13 protein-coding genes are annotated in these 16,327 nt (G+C 42.9%); 7 read left to right on the top strand and 6 right to left on the bottom strand.

Annotated features, from left to right (window positions below; all coding sequences use genetic code 11):
- Positions 1-17: 17 nt before the first annotated feature.
- The 4 genes from J6836_RS08150 to J6836_RS08135 all read right to left on the bottom strand — a co-directional run bounded on the left by J6836_RS08150 (position 18) and on the right by J6836_RS08135 (position 5,561).
- On the bottom strand, positions 18-878 hold the full coding sequence (locus J6836_RS08150; protein WP_219248360.1) for a substrate-binding domain-containing protein: 861 nt from the start codon (positions 876-878) through the stop codon (positions 18-20).
- 11 nt (positions 879-889) lie between these two features.
- A complete protein-coding gene (locus J6836_RS08145) occupies positions 890-2,854 on the bottom strand; it encodes a TonB-dependent receptor (protein ID WP_219248358.1) in 1,965 nt (654 codons plus the stop codon).
- 219 nt (positions 2,855-3,073) lie between these two features.
- Positions 3,074-4,516: a pyruvate kinase gene (gene pyk, locus J6836_RS08140; protein WP_219248356.1), complete on the bottom strand. Its 1,443-nt coding sequence runs from the start codon at positions 4,514-4,516 to the stop codon at positions 3,074-3,076.
- Positions 4,517-4,715: 199 nt separating this feature from the next.
- A complete protein-coding gene (locus J6836_RS08135) occupies positions 4,716-5,561 on the bottom strand; it encodes a MurR/RpiR family transcriptional regulator (RefSeq protein ID WP_219248355.1) in 846 nt (281 codons plus the stop codon).
- Between the two features lie 469 nt (positions 5,562-6,030).
- Between J6836_RS08135 and zwf the strand changes: the two genes are divergently transcribed.
- The gene (gene zwf, locus J6836_RS08130; RefSeq protein ID WP_219248353.1) at positions 6,031-7,506 is read left to right on the top strand and encodes a glucose-6-phosphate dehydrogenase; all 1,476 of its coding nucleotides are present in this window, start codon (positions 6,031-6,033) and stop codon (positions 7,504-7,506) included.
- 74 nt (positions 7,507-7,580) lie between these two features.
- On the opposite strand, the gene pdxK is transcribed toward zwf, so the two are convergent.
- On the bottom strand, positions 7,581-8,429 hold the full coding sequence (gene pdxK, locus J6836_RS08125) for a pyridoxine/pyridoxal/pyridoxamine kinase (protein ID WP_219248351.1): 849 nt from the start codon (positions 8,427-8,429) through the stop codon (positions 7,581-7,583).
- A gap of 633 nt (positions 8,430-9,062) precedes the next feature.
- Here pdxK and mdtJ point away from each other — a divergent pair.
- Positions 9,063-9,491: a multidrug/spermidine efflux SMR transporter subunit MdtJ gene (gene mdtJ, locus J6836_RS08120; RefSeq protein ID WP_219248349.1), complete on the top strand. Its 429-nt coding sequence runs from the start codon at positions 9,063-9,065 to the stop codon at positions 9,489-9,491.
- A gap of 1 nt (position 9,492) precedes the next feature.
- Positions 9,493-9,825: a multidrug/spermidine efflux SMR transporter subunit MdtI gene (gene mdtI, locus J6836_RS08115; RefSeq protein WP_042843883.1), complete on the top strand. Its 333-nt coding sequence runs from the start codon at positions 9,493-9,495 to the stop codon at positions 9,823-9,825.
- Positions 9,826-10,121: 296 nt separating this feature from the next.
- On the opposite strand, the gene J6836_RS08110 is transcribed toward mdtI, so the two are convergent.
- Positions 10,122-10,469, bottom strand: coding sequence for a RidA family protein (locus J6836_RS08110; RefSeq protein WP_004254978.1), 348 nt, complete (start codon positions 10,467-10,469; stop codon positions 10,122-10,124).
- 151 nt (positions 10,470-10,620) lie between these two features.
- Here J6836_RS08110 and J6836_RS08105 point away from each other — a divergent pair, with 151 nt between their 5' ends.
- The 4 genes from J6836_RS08105 to fadD all read left to right on the top strand — a co-directional run bounded on the left by J6836_RS08105 (position 10,621) and on the right by fadD (position 16,269).
- Positions 10,621-12,543 (top strand): ATP-dependent DNA helicase, encoded by a 1,923-nt coding sequence (locus J6836_RS08105; protein ID WP_219248347.1) that lies wholly within the window; start codon positions 10,621-10,623, stop codon positions 12,541-12,543.
- Between the two features lie 90 nt (positions 12,544-12,633).
- Positions 12,634-13,332, top strand: a complete 699-nt coding sequence (tsaB, locus tag J6836_RS08100) for a tRNA (adenosine(37)-N6)-threonylcarbamoyltransferase complex dimerization subunit type 1 TsaB (protein WP_219248345.1) — start codon at positions 12,634-12,636, stop codon at positions 13,330-13,332.
- Positions 13,333-13,548: 216 nt separating this feature from the next.
- On the top strand, positions 13,549-14,145 hold the full coding sequence (locus J6836_RS08095) for a Slp family lipoprotein (protein ID WP_219248343.1): 597 nt from the start codon (positions 13,549-13,551) through the stop codon (positions 14,143-14,145).
- A 435-nt stretch (positions 14,146-14,580) separates the two neighbouring features.
- A complete protein-coding gene (fadD, locus tag J6836_RS08090) occupies positions 14,581-16,269 on the top strand; it encodes a long-chain-fatty-acid--CoA ligase FadD (protein ID WP_219248341.1) in 1,689 nt (562 codons plus the stop codon).
- The last annotated feature ends 58 nt before the right edge of the window (positions 16,270-16,327 follow it).

The raw sequence follows: 16,327 nt of genomic DNA, 5'->3' as shown, positions 1-16,327 counted from the left end.
CGCTGCCTTTTATGTAACTACTTGTCTATGCCAGCATAAGGCCAAACGGGATAAAATAATGGCCTGCCATCATTGACTACGCCATCGTAACTAGCTAAAAAAACTTGAATTTCTTGACTTAATAAAAAATCGGCAAGTGCTTTAGCCCCTTGATAATTGACGTTCGGGTGACGAATGGGATTGGTTTCCATAACAATATACGGTCGGCGCATAGTCGGATCCTGGTCAACAAGAATAGCCATTTTATCGTTAGCTTTCCACTTTCCAACATAGACTGGCATTCGCCCAGTAATAATGTAAGCATTTCGGTCAGCGACCTGCTGCAGAAAATCTGGCCCACCGCGTAAATCATCCTTTAGCACCCAATCGCCAACAGGTTTTACGCCCGCTTTTCGCCATAAGTTATGTGCCATTTCACGAGGGCCGATTCCTTGAAAATCGATCCAAGGTGACTGAGTATTGGCAATTTTTGCTAAAGCTGCAGCGCCATCTGTCATGCCTCGAATACCCGCAGGATCAGAACTTGGCCCCCAAATAACAAGGTCGTTGCGTGTCCATGGACGCATGTTGACACCATGGCCATCAGCAACGAGATCTGTGGTAATATCACCTGAGTGCATAGTCAGTAAATCAACATTGCCAAGCTCAATTGCTTCTTTAAGTTCAGGGCGCTCTCCTGATATGACCACTTGAACTTCATAACCTGTTTTTTCCTCAAAACGCTGAGCAATTTCGCGCCATAAATCAGCGTAAACCATGCCTCCAATAACGGCCACTCGCACAATTTTTTCTTGTGTAGGCTGCGCAATGCTTTGCAATGGAGTTAAAAATATAAGCATTGCTAGCAATAATAATGAACGTCTAGTTTGTCTTAACATATGTATTTCCATCAAAATTCAGTTTTTACTTGGAAGAACCATTCTCTGCCTGGACGAGGGAAGTTCAGTGCTTGCTCGTAGTCTTTATCGAAAAGGTTTTTGACCGTAAATTGCCAAGTGACAGGTTTCCATGGTGAAATGCCAGACAAGCTGAAATCCACTAATTGATAATTATCTAATTTAACGGGTGTTTGCGTTTTACCTTGATATTGCACGCTATCCCAAAATGATTGCGCTTGGATAGAGGCATGCATATCGAGAGGCAAATCTGCGTTTAATCCAATGGCTACACTGTGTTTTGGGCGGCCTTGCAAAGCAGATTTTGAATTGTCATTTCCCTTATTTTTGGCTTTTAACCAAGAATAGCCCACAGTTACATCAATACCGTCGGTGATAAAGTAGCTCAAGTCTGTTTCGATACCTTGAAAGCGGTAGTGATCAAAGTTTTCATAACGTTCACCAGAGTCAGTCGTTGCTTTCTCGATATAATCATAAATATCGCTGGAATATAGGCTTAAATGCAGTTGTAGATCCGTCAAAATGAGTTGCTCTAAACCAATCTCATAATAGTTAGAAGTTTCCGGTTTTAAGGATGAGTTACCAAACTCAGTTTCATATAACTGGCGCAGATCAGGATAACGAATACGATGAGATGCAGAACTATATAAGCATGTATCTTCAGTCGGGTACCAAAAGGCAGAAATTTGCCCAGCATAATCAACACTGTGAGCGGGATTATTGTGGTAACCACCTCCACCAACCGCAATTCCATAGGTTTTTACGGGATGATATTGATACTCCACTACCCATTCTTGCTGGTCAATTGTGCGATGTTGGTTTTCAGTCCCGCATTCGCCGGTGCAACGCCAGTTGTCTTGGAAAATACGCAATCCATTAGTGACTGTATAATTTTCTTGTGAATAAACCCATTGCAGGTTACCACCATAGCTTTGACTAACAGTACGCTGATCACCAGGGAAAGCATAATGTTTATAATGGATATCTCGGGTTTCACGTGAGTACCATGTATATCCACGCAATGTATTTGTATCGGTTAATTGTGTATCAAATGTAGTTTGAATATTGTAGTGCTCAGAAGGGTTAACACGCTGATATTTATTATTTTGTTTAGTATTATTGTTGGTTGGTACTAAGGCGTTATGAACAACGTTATTTCCGCTGCCATTTCCGCCGCCATTTCCGCTGCCGTTTCCACCTCGATTTAATTTATCGGGTACACCCCAATTATCTCGATGAAAATCGATATTAAGCCCAAGTTGAGTGAGTTCAGTCGCTTGCCAATTTAACGAGGTCGATATTGCATGGCTTTTACTATCGCTATTTTCTCGTAATCCTTTGCCTTGGTGGTTTAAGGGGTCAAAATGACTAGACATAGGGAATCCATTACGACTATCGAAAACATAACTCGCGGTGTATCCAAGTGAATCGGTTATACCTGAAGTGCTACCACTTAAATTATAATGTTCACCATTACCCGCCCCCAAAGAAACGCGTGTTTTTGGGGTATATTGCCCATGAGTAATCACATTGATCACACCACCAAAACCGCCTGCACCATATAACAGTGAACCTGAACCTCCTTTGATGATATCGACGCGTTCAATTTGTTCTACTGGGATCAGTTGTGGGTCAAATTGGCTATTCCATGCATTATTTTGAGGAACGCCATTGACTAAAAATGTGATGTGGCGAGACTTATATCCCCGAATATCAAGTTGTGGGACACCTTGTCCACCGTAACGTAGTTGAATTCCAGGGGTGTTTTGTAAAACATCTGCTAGGTTCAAGCTGCCTTGTACTTCCATCATTTCTTTACTGATAGAAAGAGATGTGGATGTCATGGCCTGTTGGTTTGGCATCGTGGAGTTTACCACGATGACATCTGAGACATTACTTAAAGAAGCCAATGAAAAAGGGGAGAAGAGGAGTAGCGCCAATGAAGAATGACGGTGCATTGCTATGTTTCCTTTATTATTTTAATAAGTAAATATTGTCGCCATTACAGCGAAAAGAACGAGAGGGGTTGATGATACCGATCAAACTAGCGTTATATAAGATTTAATATATCGAATTTTGGCACAATGTTATGGTTTCATTATGACTTAAGGTCGAAAAAGGAAATTAAAAAAGGAGATAGGCAAAAGAACCCCGCTCGGTTGAGCGGGGTGGGAAGATTATTCGACTTCTAAGATACGACAAGTGTTAGTGCTTCCGACTGTACCCATTAAGTCACCTTGGGTCACGAGGACAATATCACCACTCATTAAATAGCCGTTATCACGTAAACGGGTAACAGCTTCCGCCGCAGCCTCGATGCCATCAGTGTGTGTGCTACAAAATACAGGGGTAACACCACGATACAGTGAACATTGGTTCAGTGTTTTTTCATGGCGCGACATAGCAAAAATAGGCAAACCAGAACTGATGCGGGACATCATACGTGCTGTACGGCCTGATTCAGTCATCGCAATAATCGCTTTGACGCCTTTCAGGTGGTTAGCAGCGTACATCGTTGACATCGCAATGGCTTCTTCTGGGCTACTAAATTCAGCATCTAAACGGTGTTTAGACACGTTTAAGCCTGGCATTTTTTCTGCACCAAAACAAACTTGTGCCATCGCGGCAACGGTTTCTGCTGGGTATTGCCCTGCGGCAGTTTCTGCAGATAACATCACCGCATCGGTACCATCTAACACCGCATTTGCCACGTCCATGACTTCTGCACGGGTTGGCATTGGGTTAGTTATCATCGATTCCATCATTTGGGTTGCAGTGATAACCACGCGGTTTAATTGACGTGAACGGCGGATCAGTTTTTTCTGAACAGCAACAAGTTCTGGGTCACCAATTTCTACACCTAAGTCACCACGCGCTACCATTACAACGTCAGATGCCATGATGACTTCATCCATCACTTGGTCGTTTGCCACGGCTTCTGCGCGCTCAACTTTCGCAACAATTTGGCATTCACAACCTGCATCGCGAGCTAAACGACGTGCGTAATCTAAATCTTCGCCAGAGCGTGGGAAGGAGACCGCTAAGTAATCGACGTTAATTTTAGCAGCAGTTATAATGTCTTCTTTGTCTTTGTCTGTTAACGCTTCAGCGGAAAGGCCACCGCCTAATTTATTGATACCTTTGTTATTTGATAATTGGCCACCCACAGTCACTTCAGTAAAGACTTGCAAACCTTGTACTTCACGGACTTTCAATTGAACGCGCCCGTCATCGAGCAGCAGGATATCGCCAGGAACAACGTCAGCGGGTAACCCTTTATAGTCAATACCGACTTTTTGCTGGTTACCTTCACCTTTACCTAAGTTGGCATCAAGAATGAATTTATCACCGATATTTAAGAAAACTTTACCGTCTTTAAACGTAGAAACACGGATCTTTGGACCTTGTAAATCACCGAGGATCGCAACATGGCGGCCTAAACGAGCGGCGATTTCACGCACTTTGTTAGCGCGTAATTGATGGTCTTCTGGAGTTCCGTGGGAGAAGTTAAGGCGAACAACGTTGGCACCTGCATTGATGATTTTTTCGAGGTTATTATCACGATCGGTAGCTGGACCAAGGGTTGTAACAATTTTAGTTCTTCTAAGCCGTCTAGACATGTATGACTCCGTTGACCTGTAATGGCGTTGATAAAAGGGTGAAACCATTTCACCCCATTTCGAAACCTGTTTACTGCAAATAGGGATGCTGACACGAACACAGCTATTATATACTGCGAATTTCTTAATGCTATCAGGTCTGTAAAACTATTAAAGCCCGATAAACATAGAAAGACACTTTATCCTGCCAGTTTTAGCTTTAGACGTTATCAAACCGCGAATCACGCAAGGCTTCTTTGACGCGCTTCAAGTTATCTCTAAATTTTTCACCTCTTCTTAACGTAAACCCAGTTGTTAAGACATCTATAACGGCAAGTTGTGCCATTCGAGAAACCATTGGCATGTACATATCTGTATCTTCAGGGACATCAATAATGATAGATAACGAAGCGGCTTGTGCTAGAGGGGCATTCTCTGAGGTGATAGCAATGACTGTCGCATCATTTTGCCGTGCCAATTGAGCCATCTCGACAAGGGCTTTGGTTCTTCCTGTGTGAGAAATTAACACAATCACATCCCCTTCAGTACTATTCATACAGCTCATGCGTTGCATGACAATATCATCAAAATACATGACAGGAATATTAAAACGAAAGAACTTATTCATCGCATCGTGAGCCACGGCAGCGGATGCGCCAAAGCCAAAGAAACTAATTTTTCGAGCTTGAGTGAGCAAGTCGACAGCACGGTTAACCGCGCTGATATCGAGGGTATGCTTCACATGGTCAAGGCCCGCCATTGCAGACTCAAAAATTTTGTGCGTGTAGGTGTTTACTGTATCCGTTTCTTCTATATGTCGATTAACGTAGGGCGTGCCATTAGCGAGGTTTTGGGCAAGGCGAAGTTTGAAGTCTGGAAAGCCTTTAGTTTCCATTTTACGGCAAAATCGGTTAACGGTAGGTTCACTGACATCAGCTAATTGTGCAAGAGCCGCAATACTGAGATGAATAGCGCGCTGTGGCATCCCTAAAATCACTTCAGCCACTTTTTTCTCCGATTTACTTAAAAAATCGAGGCTGGTTTTCATTTGTTCTAAAATATTCATATAGCAAAGCGCCTATTTCATCAAAAGGAGAAATTTTTCTGCCATCACGCTATGTTATGTTTGATTATAGCTTGCTGTCGTGAGGCAATCACTTAGAGTGAAAATATACTATGTAGGGTAAGTAGGCTATCTGAATGCGGGTGATCAATGGCAGCTTTTTTATGAAACTTTGAAGCGTATCTAATTTTCACCTCAGTAAGTTGAGCACTTTTTTTGTTATTTTATTACTAAAGCTGGCTCCTTTCAGTTTTTGAGCAAGATTTAAGGGTAGGATGGCATAAAGTGTATAATGACAGTTAAGAACAATGATATGCTGCTTTTTTCAGCATAAAAACTGTGATCAGTATCATGAAGATTTACTGAACACCAGCAACAGGGTACATTAGCGGAATTAGGGCTAATTTTAACAAAATTACAATAGGGCCTATCCTAGTTAGGTCTTAGATTCCGCAAATTGAGGAGAACCAATATGGCGGTACATAATGCTGCTCAAGCTTGTGACTTAATTATTTTCGGTACCAAGGGAGACCTCGCTCGTCGTAAGCTGCTTCCTTCTTTATATCAGTTGGAAAAGGCGGGTTACATCCACCCTGATACCCGAATCATCGGTGTAGGCCGTGCAGATTGGACACAAGCTGATTATGTCGAATTCGTTAAAGAAGCGTTAGACAAATTCTTAAAAGAAGAACTCGATTCAGCATTGTGGGAAAAACTCAGTGCCCGCTTAGATTTCTGTAATTTAGACGTTAACGAAACAGACAGTTTTGTGCGTTTAGCGGATATGCTAAAGCAAGACTCACATCCTGCTATTCATTACTTTGCTATGCCACCAAGTACATTTGGTGCAATGTGCCAAGGTCTTGGTCACGCAAAATTAAATAAAAAACCAAACCGTGTGGTGATGGAAAAACCATTAGGCACTGATTTGGAATCTTCCCAAGAAATCAATAACGAAGTGGCAAAATACTTTGACGAAAGCCAAGTTTACCGTATTGACCACTACCTGGGTAAAGAGACAGTTTTAAACCTATTAGCGCTGCGTTTTGCAAACTCGTTATTTATCAATAACTGGGATAACCGCACTATCGACCACGTGCAAATTACTGTTGCAGAAGAAGTTGGGATTGAAGGTCGTTGGGGTTATTTTGACCAAGCTGGTCAAATGCGTGACATGATCCAAAACCACTTACTGCAAATCCTAACAATGATTGCCATGTCCCCGCCTGCGGATTTAACCACTGACCGTATTCGTGATGAAAAAGTGAAAGTACTACGTTCATTACGTCGTATTGACCATACAAATGTACGTGAAAAAGCGGTTCGTGGGCAATATACGGCAGGTTTTGTTCAAGGTAAAAAAGTACCAGGTTATCTTGAAGAAGAGGGCGCTAACAAGCAGAGCATGACGGAGTCATTCGTTGCACTACGTGTGGATATCGACGATTGGCGTTGGGCGGGCGTACCTTTCTATTTACGTACAGGTAAACGCCTACCAGCAAAATGTTCAGAAGTAGTTGTTTACTTTAAAAAACCTGCGCTGAATATTTTCTCAGAAAGCTATCAAGATTTACCACAAAACAAACTGACTATTCGTTTGCAGCCAGATGAAGGGATTGATATCGAAATTATGAACAAGGCGCCGGGTCTTGATCATAAACACCGCTTACAAACCACAAAGCTGGACTTAAGTTTCTCTGAAACGTTCAACCAAACTCACTTGGCTGATGCCTATGAGCGCCTGCTGCTTGAAGCAATGCGTGGTATCCAAGCATTATTCGTTCGTCGTGATGAAGTCGAAGAAGCATGGAAATTTGTTGATTCCATCATGGATGCATGGGCGATGGACAACGAAGCACCAAAACCATACCAAGCAGGTACGTGGGGGCCAATTGCCTCTGTTGCAATGATTGCCCGCGATGGCCGTTCTTGGAATGAGTTTGAATAATCGATAACTAAACGCGATTTATTGATAAAAGCCAAACCTTCGAGTTTGGCTTTTTTATGGCGTATGGAAATGAATTAAAGCACTAACTCACTGCGACCCGTTGCCACCATATGGATGATCCCTTGCTCGATACGTAAACATGCCATTTTTGCAGCATCAGGGACGGATAGGCCAGCAAGGAGTTGTGCAGTCAGTTCTGCCCCAAATAAATCACCTGTTCCCTTTGGCGTGACAGGGTAACGTTTATGGCGGATCACGGCGACATCATTTTTTGTCACGCAGACCACTTCAATATTATCGTCATCAGGTTGGAAGGCACTGGTAATAATTACCCATTGCGTATGACCTTTTAATAAGCTGCGAGCGGCAATAATCGCTTCGTCTAAGTCATTAACCTGCTGCCCACTTAAGGTCATCAATTCGAATTTATTCGGGATAATACCTGTTGCTAATGGGATCACTTTGTCACGATAGACATCCGCAATTTCAGGTGGAATATAAAAACCGCTATCTTCATCCCCCATTACTGGGTCGACAATGACTGGTAATGTAGGGCGCTGTTCACGCACTTTTGCCAGCCAATCTGCTAAATCCCGCGCTTTGTCTGGTGAACCTAAATAACCCGTTAGAATTGATCTGACGGAGTCTAAGCTACCGCGTTCGACAAAACCGTTTAAATAACCACGAAACCATTCACCCGGTAATTCACCGCCATAACAGGTTGGATAGTGAGGGGTATTACTTAATACGACGGTTGGAATTGCAGCAACACGTAAACCTTGCTTGGTCAGTGCAGGAACGGCGATACTGTTTCCCACACTGCCATAAATCACTTGGGATTGAATAGATACGACATCATAAGGGAGTGGCGTTGCGTCTGCGGCATTTTGAAAGCTATTGGAGGTTAGGCTGAAGGTGTTCATGTCTCTCTCTTTGGTGTAACTCAATCATATGGTTACTATAAGAAGCTTGTTCCTTTAGCTTGTCAATGTGAAAGATCAAACAGCGCACGCATTGGGCTAGCAAAGTCAAAAAAGTGGTAAAAATAAATTTTTTTATTAAAAAACACTAAAAGAAAATGTCGAAATAGCGGTTGGATATTCGGTTGAAGCTTGATGGCTCTAGGGTTAGTTAGCATATTAATGAATAAGTATGCATATTTTTATGCAATATAAAAGGTGTTTGTATTCATTGACTTAATAAAAAAGGCATGCTAAAAATAAGCTGTAATCAACTATCAACATGAGGGTTCGGAGTAAATTGGGTGGATGTCCGCCTGATGAAAAGAATAAGATATCATGCTTAGCTCAACTAGCGGCAAGATCAGCAAGTCCCAAAAAAGAACGACACACAGGCTTTTCCTTTCAGCTATCCTTTCCAGTGAACACTACTGGTGTGGTGCATTATAGCGTCTCTCTCGATTATTCATTTCGCTGAATAAACTCAGCATCGTATTGTTTTTATTTGAATTTTCAACAACTGCGTTAACGCTTTCTGTTCGCATGATCTGTACAAAAAACAGGCTGTGACGCGGCTGTATATAGAGAGATATTATAATGATTTATTGGATATTTTTAATATTAGCTATCGTAACTGAAGTTATTGGTACCTTATCAATGAAACACGCCAGTGTGAGCGGCGATTTCACTGGTATGGTGGTCATGTACGTGATGATAGCCACTTCTTACATTCTTCTCGCGATTGCGGTAAAAAAAGTCGCATTAGGTGTTGCTTACGCACTTTGGGAAGGTATCGGTATTTTGTTTATTACTACCTTCAGCGTTATGTGGTTTGACGAAACCTTATCACCAATGAAAATAGGTGGATTAGTATTACTGATCACCGGTATTGGTCTGATTAAATCAGGAACCAAAAAAGCAACAGTTCGCGAGTCGGCTCAAAAAGTAAAACAAGCCACTCAACATGCGGTCAACGCAGCCAAATCAAGTGCTTTAGTTGGACGCGAAGCTAAGTCGGAGGCGTAATATGGCCAGTCATTTTGAATGGTGGCATGCTGCGTTTTTGATCCTAGCCGTTGTATTGGAAATCATTGCGAATATCTTGTTAAAAATGTCGAATGGCTTTAAACGATATTGGCTTGGTATCCTCTCGCTGGTGGCTGTGCTGGGGGCATTTAGCTCTCTCGCGCAAGCGGTAAAAGGCATTGAGCTATCCATCGCTTATGCGCTCTGGGGCGCATTCGGGATCATCGCAACAGTGGCAGCAGGGTGGATACTGTTTAACCAACGGCTGAATTATAAAGGCTGGGGTGGAATAGTGTTGCTGTTGTTAGGTATGGTGTTGATTAAGATGTCCTAATGCACGTCATGCGCGTTATATTTTGTGCTGTAGCGTTGTTGGCTGCACTTGCTAACCCAAGTCACATACTTATTATGCTCCTTGGGATTAGCGCGATTGCCGCCTAGCTACACCACAAACTATTTAGCGCATGAATGTGTTGTATATTGTGTCGTCAGGTTGTTGGCTGCACTTGCTAATCCAAGTCACATACTTATGTATGCTCCTTGGGATTAGCGCGATTGTCGCCTAGCGACACCACAAACAAAAAAGGGCTTACCAAAAACGGTAGCCCTTTTCTCTATGAAAAAACTGGCTTAATCAATTGCCGCAACAATTTTGATTTCAACTTTGTATTCAGGTTTCATCAGTAGGGCTTGAACTGTACAACGAACAGGTGCGCTACCAGCAACTACCCATGCATCCCATGCTTGGTTCATCCCCGCAAAGTCAGCTTTATCCGCAAGGAAAATGGTGGCATCAAGAATTTTACTCTTATCAGAACCGACACGCTCTAACATCACGTCAATAGCGGCTAATGTATTCGCTGTTTGAGCGACAATATCGGCATCCAAATTTTCGGGAACACTGGTGTAATAAATCACATTATTGTGAATAACAGCTTCAGACCAACGATTATCGGGGTCAATACGTTTAATAGTCATAATTATTCCTTCTTATTTATTCAGTTAAAGGATAGCAGCTTGCGGGCGGGATGAAAATCGCTTGATCAATGAAACCATAATTAGAACAGCACAGAGTAATAACTCATGGTAAAGTGAGCGTCTTATTTTTGCTGACAAATAGGTTTCTGTAGTGCACGACGACTTTTCTGCTGACGGCTTTTTGGCTAAAACAATTTCAGGTTTTCAACCGCGTGCCGCGCAGGTGACGATGTCTAATGCAGTCACAGAGGCCATTGAACAACAACATGTTTTAGTCGCAGAAGCGGGTACAGGAACAGGGAAAACCTACGCGTATTTAGTACCAGCGCTAAGAAGCGGTAAAAAAGTAATTGTTTCCACGGGGTCAAAAGCACTGCAAGACCAACTTTATCACCGTGACCTGCCAACGATTATTAATGCGATGAATTACACCGGGCGTACAGCTTTACTAAAAGGGCGCTCGAACTATTTGTGCTTAGAGCGGTTAGATCAGCAATCATTGGGTGGGGGGAGCTTAGAGCCTGAAATTTTATCCGCCGTGGTGCGATTGCGCAGCTGGTCTATTGAATCTGAGCTAGGTGATACCAGCACTTGCCATGACATTGCAGAAGATAGCCCTGTTTGGCCATTGGTGACTAGCACCAACGACAACTGCCTAGGCAGTGACTGCCCGCGTTACCAAGAGTGCTTTGTGTTAAAAGCGCGCCGAAAAGCGCTAGAAGCGGATGTCGTGGTGGTTAACCATCACTTGTTTATGGCGGATCGCGTTGTTAAAGACACCGGTTTTGGGGAATTGATCCCACAAGCCGATGTGATGATCTTCGATGAAGCCCACCAAATTCCTGATATTGCTAGCCAATATTTTGGTCAACAGCTAAGTAGCCGGCAATTGCTCGATCTTGCTCGCGATATGATAATGACCTATCGCACGGAATTAAAAGACCAAGTTCAACTGCAAAAAAGTGCTGATAGACTGACACAGAGCACTTTAGATTTTCGCTTGAATCTGGGGGAAAATAGCTTCCGTGGCAATTTGCGTGATTTATTAAAACTGAATGAAGTTCAGCGTGCCTTAACCTTGCTCGATGATTCCTTAGAACTTTGTTATGAGGTAATTAAAACGTCGTTAGGGCGTTCCCAAAGTTTAGACTCTATTTTTGAGCGCGTGACTATCTACCGTAACCGATTGAATCGCTTAAAAGATGTTACTATTCCTGGCTACAGTTATTGGTTCGAAAGTTATGGTCGTCACTTTTTACTCGCATTAACCCCCCTCACGGTTGCAGATAAATTTAGCGAAATGATAGCAGGTACACCAGCGAGCTGGGTGTTTACCTCTGCGACGCTTTCTGTGAATGAAAAATTGAGCCACTTTACGGATCGTTTAGGGCTCACTAAAGCGAAAACGTTGTTGTTAGCCAGCCCTTTTGATTACGAAAGCCAAACGATGCTGTGTGTTCCGCGTTTTTTACCTGAGCCAAACCAACGGGGTAGCGCGCAGAAGTTGGCAACCATGTTGCGGCCGTTGATTGAAAAAAATCAGGGGCGTTGTTTTTTTCTCTGTACGTCTCACTTAATGATGCGAGAGCTGGCTGAAGAGTTTAAAGCCTCGTTGACCCTGCCCGTGATGATGCAAGGGGAAAGCAGTAAAAATAAATTACTTGCCCAGTTTATTGCCGCAGGTAATGCGGTGTTAGTCGCGACGAGTAGCTTTTGGGAAGGCGTAGATGTGCGTGGTGATGAGTTAACCTGTGTGATCATCGATAAACTACCCTTTACCGCGCCCGATGACCCCCTATTAAGAGCACGTATTGAAGATTGTGAACTGCGTGGCGGTGATCCATTCGCGGATGTGCAATTACCCGATGCAGTGATCACCTTAAAACAAGGGGTGGGGCGTTTAATTCGTGATACCAGTGATTACGGGGTGATAGTGATTTGCGATAATCGCTTAGTCACGCGTCCTTATGGTGAAGTATTTTTACGCAGTTTGCCACCATCACCACGAACCCGCAGTTTAACCAAAGCGATAAATTTTCTTGCGAAAAAGAGGACACAGGCCGCTGCGAAATAACTGCGTGTTTTTCTGCAATCCTGTCGGCGGTTTATGTTACTATAAGCAGCATCTTTCAATTGAAATCTGTTAATTTGCCGGAGTTTAGGCATGTCGAGTCGTATTCTTGCTGTCGATACAGCAACTGAAGCCTGTTCTGTCGCACTATTATGTGGTGATGACATTATCTCACGTTTTGCTATTTCACCTCGCGAACACACGCAAAAAGTTTTACCAATGGTCGGGGAAGTACTAGCAGAGGCAGGTGTCACTTTAAATCAACTAGATGCACTCGCGTTCGGCCGCGGGCCGGGAAGTTTTACTGGTGTGCGTATTGGTGTGGGCATTGCTCAAGGCTTAGCACTCGGAGCTGATTTACCGATGATTGGCGTGTCATCGTTGATGACCTTGGCGCAAGGGGTATTTCGTACAACCAACCAATCAAACGTGCTGGTGGCGATAGATGCCCGTATGTCTGAAATCTATTGCGCACAATATTCACGTGCTGCTGACGGTGCTTGGCAGGGTGAAGAAACTGAAGCGGTCTTATTACCTGACGACTTTAAAACCAAATTTGCTGGTATTTCAGGGCAATGGAGTTATGCAGGAACAGGGTGGGAAGCATATCCATCATTACTAGACGGTTATGAATCTCTCAATAACAGCCAAATAACCCTACCTGCTGCACAAGATATGCTGCCTATTGCTGCGCAATTATGGCTTCAAGGTAAAACCGTTGCGGTTGAAAATGTGGAACCGACCTATTTACGTAATGAAGTGACGTGGAAAAAACTTCCAGGTCGCGAATAAGTCTAACGACAAAATCATCAAAATGAATAGGCTATTTTTCACAGATAGCCTTTTTTTGATGGATAAAAAAACACATCGAATCCTTCATAAATATAGGATATGATTAATAAGTATCCTATTTATATCTATCCGATTTAACATATTGTGTCTTCTTTGATACAGACTATTTTAAACCGTATGACCTAAATTTATACTGTTGCTAATCGGAGGTAGTCTATGAACATCGAATTGAACTGCCGTAATGCACTGAAAGGCCTTTTTGTTGCAAGCGTATTAGCACTAACTGGGTGCGTTTCAATACCCGCATCAATTCAAGGGTCAGTTCAGAATCCCGCAGATAGCTTAACATCTGTACAAAATGCACCTGAAATGTATATTGGTCAGGAAGCACGTTTTGGTGGTAAAGTTCTCGCAGTGGCGAATGAACCTACCCGGACACGTTTAGAAATTGCGGTGATGGCACTCAGTAAATACGACGCTGCGCCAGAACTTAATGCGCCATCTATTGGCCGTATTTATGCTTATATTAATGGTTTCCGTGAGCCAAGCGACTTTACCAATCGCTATGTGACTGTTGTAGGAAAAATTACCGGAGAACAACAGGGGAAAGTTGGGCAAGTCCCCTATAAATATGTCACTTTAGATGTGACAGGCTTCCAGCGTTGGAATGTCGCGCAAAGTGTGATGATCCCGCCGTCAGGCCCATGGGGCTACGGCTATTATGGCGACCCGTACTACTATAATCACCCTTGGGGTTATGGTTACGGTTATCCAGGAGGCCCTGCACAAGTCCATACCTACCTAACTGAATAATCATTAATCTCTTTCAAAGCTGGCATTCATGTACCGAATGTCAGCTTTGTGCTTTTTCATACCAAACTTCATCACGTTATCTAGCATTAGATAAATATACGTAAATAATGCTTTAAAAGGTGCTTTATCCCTCATTAACCTTTAATTCCCATGCTTACAAGTTGAATTGGTTACAGATTCTTCCGATAACATCTCCAAAATTAGTCTAGATCAGTGTATAATTAGGCATAACTTATGCAGATTTACATCTGATTAACGAAATTTAAGAAAACTGGGCGGCGTATGTCGCCCAGTTTTTTCTTGAAGGAACAAAATTTATTTAGTGATAGACCTCTCAACCTTGACATTGTCTGTTTTTCAAACTGGTACAATGAGTTAATAATTTGTTAATGAGACGTTGAGTATAATAACTTCACTAAATTCAGGAGCAACATTTTGGAAAAAATCTGGCTAAAAAATTACCCTGCTGATGTGCCGGAAGAAATCAATCCTGATCGCTTCGCTTCTTTAGCAGAGTTACTGGAAAACGCGGTTTCTCAATATGCCGATCAGCCTGCTTTCATTAATATGGGCGCAGTGATGACCTATCGGAAATTAGAAGAAAGAAGCCGCGCCTTTGCTGCCTACTTACAAAATGGACTGGGACTTAAAAAAGGTGACCGTGTTGCCTTAATGATGCCTAACTTATTGCAGTACCCAATTGCTTTATTTGGAATATTGCGAGCGGGAATGGTTGTTGTGAATGTGAATCCGCTCTATACCCCAAGGGAGTTAGAACATCAGCTTAATGATAGCGGCACAACTGCGATTGTGATTGTCTCAAACTTTGCCTCTACACTTGAAAAAATCGTCTATAACACCAAAGTTAAACACGTGATTTTAACCCGTATGGGGGATCAACTTTCGCGGCCTAAAGCGACGATTGTTGATTTTGTCGTTAAATACGTAAAACGCTTAGTACCAAAATACAATTTACCCGATGCCATCTCATTTCGCCGTGCTATGCATTATGGTTATCGGATGCAATACATTAAACCCAATATTTCAGGTGGTGATTTAGCCTTCTTGCAATATACAGGGGGAACTACTGGGGTGGCGAAAGGAGCGATGTTAACCCATCGCAACATGTTAGCTAACCTAGAACAAGCAAGAGCCGCATACGGCCCTGTATTGAAATTTGGTGCTGAATTTGTGGTGACCGCGTTGCCGTTGTACCATGTGTTTGCATTAACCGTAAATTGCTTACTTTTCATCAATGTGGGTGGCGTTAATTTACTTATCACTAACCCGCGGGATGTCCCTGATACCGTCAAACAACTGGGGCGTTATCCTATCACCTCAATTACTGGGGTTAACACGCTGTTTAATGCGTGGATCCACAATGCTGAGTTTCAAAAGTTGGATTTTTCACGCTTAAGGTTGTCAGTAGGCGGTGGGATGCCGGTGCAAAAAGCCGTGGCTGAAAAGTGGCAACAACTGACAGGCAAACATTTGCTTGAAGGTTATGGCCTAACAGAGTGTTCACCGCTGGTGACGGGGAACCCGTATAATCTCACGGCATATAGTGGTAGTATTGGTTTACCGGTTCCATCAACGGATGTGAAATTTCTTAATGATGAAGGCCAAGAAGTCCCTCTAGGTGAACCTGGTGAAATGTGGGTAAAAGGCCCGCAGGTGATGAAAGGGTATTGGAACCGTCCAGACTCCACCGCTGAAGCTATCGTTGATGGCTGGATAGCGACAGGGGATATCGCAGAAATCGACAGTGAGGGTTACATCCGCATTGTTGACCGTAAAAAAGACATGATCATTGTTTCAGGGTTTAACGTCTACCCTAATGAAATTGAAGATGTTATTGCAACTCACCCTGATGTCATTGAATGCGCGGCGATTGGCGTGCCAAGCGAAAGCACAGGGGAAGCCGTGAAAGTTTTTGTTGTCACGAAAAATGCGAATTTGACGGGGGATGAGCTAAAAACATTTTGCCGTCGTTCATTAACTGCGTATAAAGTGCCTAAAATATTTGAATTTCGCGAAGAATTACCTAAATCAAACGTTGGAAAAATCCTACGAAAAGACTTACGCGATGAAGAAAAATTGAAAAGAAATAAGTCACCCGCCTAAAAGTGATTTAGAATGTATAAATATAACGAATAGATGACGCCGGTTTATACCGGCGTCT

Origin of the sequence: Providencia sp. R33 (assembly GCF_019343475.1) — a bacterium.
Lineage (GTDB): Bacteria > Pseudomonadota > Gammaproteobacteria > Enterobacterales > Enterobacteriaceae > Providencia.
This window is presented reverse-complemented; position numbering and strand designations above follow the sequence as displayed.

What these genes read in the sequence shown, in the direction of transcription:
- J6836_RS08150 (WP_219248360.1), bottom strand. Translation starts at nt 878, where the DNA reads ATGTTAAGACAAACTAGACGTTCATTATTATTGCTAGCAATGCTTATA.
- J6836_RS08145 (WP_219248358.1), bottom strand. Translation starts at nt 2,854, where the DNA reads ATGCACCGTCATTCTTCATTGGCGCTACTCCTCTTCTCCCCTTTTTCA.
- pyk (WP_219248356.1), bottom strand. Translation starts at nt 4,516, where the DNA reads ATGTCTAGACGGCTTAGAAGAACTAAAATTGTTACAACCCTTGGTCCA.
- J6836_RS08135 (WP_219248355.1), bottom strand. Translation starts at nt 5,561, where the DNA reads ATGAATATTTTAGAACAAATGAAAACCAGCCTCGATTTTTTAAGTAAA.
- zwf (WP_219248353.1), top strand. Translation starts at nt 6,031, where the DNA reads ATGGCGGTACATAATGCTGCTCAAGCTTGTGACTTAATTATTTTCGGT.
- pdxK (WP_219248351.1), bottom strand. Translation starts at nt 8,429, where the DNA reads ATGAACACCTTCAGCCTAACCTCCAATAGCTTTCAAAATGCCGCAGAC.
- mdtJ (WP_219248349.1), top strand. Translation starts at nt 9,063, where the DNA reads ATGATTTATTGGATATTTTTAATATTAGCTATCGTAACTGAAGTTATT.
- mdtI (WP_042843883.1), top strand. Translation starts at nt 9,493, where the DNA reads ATGGCCAGTCATTTTGAATGGTGGCATGCTGCGTTTTTGATCCTAGCC.
- J6836_RS08110 (WP_004254978.1), bottom strand. Translation starts at nt 10,469, where the DNA reads ATGACTATTAAACGTATTGACCCCGATAATCGTTGGTCTGAAGCTGTT.
- tsaB (WP_219248345.1), top strand. Translation starts at nt 12,634, where the DNA reads ATGTCGAGTCGTATTCTTGCTGTCGATACAGCAACTGAAGCCTGTTCT.
- J6836_RS08095 (WP_219248343.1), top strand. Translation starts at nt 13,549, where the DNA reads ATGAACATCGAATTGAACTGCCGTAATGCACTGAAAGGCCTTTTTGTT.